Origin of the sequence: Streptomyces sp. NPDC058964, from assembly GCF_042741275.1 — a bacterium.
In the GTDB taxonomy this organism is placed as follows: domain Bacteria; phylum Actinomycetota; class Actinomycetes; order Streptomycetales; family Streptomycetaceae; genus Streptomyces.
Genome location: NZ_JBHYKH010000931.1, coordinates 1 through 1,621, shown reverse-complemented (window position 1 = coordinate 1,621; position 1,621 = coordinate 1). Strand labels below are relative to the sequence as shown.

Below are 1,621 nucleotides of genomic sequence, written 5' to 3'. Positions count from 1 at the left end.
GCCACTCAAACGGACCGAGCACCGCAACTGGCTACCACCCGCACCGGACACCGTGACCATCACGCGGCACGGCACAAGCTAAGTCACCGGCATTGCGGCTAGACGAGCTCGATGACCGCCGCGGACAGCCGCCCCGGATCGGTCACGATGTCGACGACGGCGATGCGGTCGCGAACGAAGGTGAAGGCCAGGGCCCGCTCCGGGCGGCCGTCGACGAGGACCACGAGGCCCGTGACGCCGTCCACGAGCGCGGGGCGGGTCAGCGGGGCGAGGTGCGCGAAGCTCCGCGCCCCGGACGCGACCGCGGCGGCGCCCGTGGTCACACCCCTCGTCGCGGTCCACCGTCACCGGGTTGACGGATCCCGGGTCAGGGGTGTGACAGGCGCCCTGCGGCACGGTTCGGGACGGGGATCAGCCCCAGTCCCGGCCGGACCTGCCCCGCTTGGTCTCCGACCGCTGCTTCTTCTGCCGCAGCCGCCGTTCGTTGATCCCGCGCGGGATGCGGGTGGGCTTGCGGGGCTTGGGCGGGGGCGCGGTCGCCTCCGCGAGCAGGGCGGCGAGGCGTACGGCTGCGGCCTCGCGGTTGCGCCACTGGGAGCGGTGCTCGCAGGCGCGGACGGTGACGACACCGTCGACCAGCCGCCCGGCCAGGCGCTCCAGCGCCCGCCGCTTCCACACCTCGGGCAGGGCCTCGGTGTTCACCAGGTCGAAGCGCAGCTCCACCTGGGTGTCGGAGGTGTTCACGTGCTGTCCGCCTGGCCCGGACGACCGCGAGAAACGCCAGACGAGCTCGGCCTCGGGCAGGGAGACGGAGCCACGGACGAGATAGGGACCGGACATGCATTCCATGTTCCCGGGTGTGTCCGGTTCACGTCACCTGTATTTCCCGATCGGTAAAAAGGGTAAAGCCATCCGGAACCATGGGGACCCCTCCCGGCGTTCTTCGGGATGACGGTAGCTTCGTGCGCACACAGAACTAGGGAAGGGACTCCCAACAATGGCTGTAAGCCTGTCCAAGGGTGGCAACGTCTCGCTCACCAAGGAGGCTCCGGGCCTGACCGCCGTCACCGTGGGCCTCGGCTGGGACGTCCGCACCACCACCGGCACGGACTTCGACCTGGACGCCTCCGCGATCGCGGTCAACGGGCAGGGCAAGGTCTACTCGGACGCCCACTTCGTCTTCTTCAACAACAAGCAGACCCCCGACAACACGATCGTCCACACCGGTGACAACCGCACGGGCGAGGGCGCCGGCGACGACGAGGCGATCAACGTCAACCTGGCCGCCCTCCCGGCCGACATCGACAAGATCGTCTTCCCGGTCTCCATCTACGACGCCGAGAACCGCGGCCAGAACTTCGGCCAGGTCCGCAACGCCTACATCCGCATCATCAACCAGGCGGGCGGCGCCGAGATCGCCCGCTACGACCTGTCCGAGGACGCCGCCACCGAGACGGCCATGGTCTTCGGCGAGCTCTACCGCAACGGCGCCGAGTGGAAGTTCCGCGCCGTCGGCCAGGGCTACGCCTCGGGCCTGGTGGGCATCGCCCAGGACTTCGGCGTGAACGTCTGAGCCGTACCGCGCCTCGCCGGAGCCCCCAGCCGCGAACCCGCTGGGGGC

3 protein-coding genes are annotated in these 1,621 nt (G+C 69.9%); 1 reads left to right on the top strand and 2 read right to left on the bottom strand.

Going from position 1 to position 1,621, the window contains the following annotated elements:
* Positions 1 to 98: 98 nt before the first annotated feature.
* Positions 99 to 323 (bottom strand): hypothetical protein, encoded by a 225-nt coding sequence (locus tag ACFW2E_RS46505; RefSeq protein WP_384478134.1) that lies wholly within the window; start codon positions 321 to 323, stop codon positions 99 to 101.
* 88 nt (positions 324 to 411) lie between these two features.
* Positions 412 to 849, bottom strand: a complete 438-nt coding sequence (gene arfB, locus ACFW2E_RS46500) for an alternative ribosome rescue aminoacyl-tRNA hydrolase ArfB (protein WP_384478131.1) — start codon at positions 847 to 849, stop codon at positions 412 to 414.
* Positions 850 to 997: 148 nt separating this feature from the next.
* Here arfB and ACFW2E_RS46495 point away from each other — a divergent pair, with 148 nt between their 5' ends.
* Positions 998 to 1,573, top strand: coding sequence for a TerD family protein (locus ACFW2E_RS46495; protein WP_384478128.1), 576 nt, complete (start codon positions 998 to 1,000; stop codon positions 1,571 to 1,573).
* Positions 1,574 to 1,621 lie beyond the last annotated feature (48 nt).

Bases quoted from the DNA above. Each gene is read 5' to 3' on its own strand.
- arfB (WP_384478131.1), bottom strand. From the start codon at position 849: ATGGAATGCATGTCCGGTCCCTATCTCGTCCGTGGCTCCGTCTCCCTG.
- ACFW2E_RS46495 (WP_384478128.1), top strand. From the start codon at position 998: ATGGCTGTAAGCCTGTCCAAGGGTGGCAACGTCTCGCTCACCAAGGAG.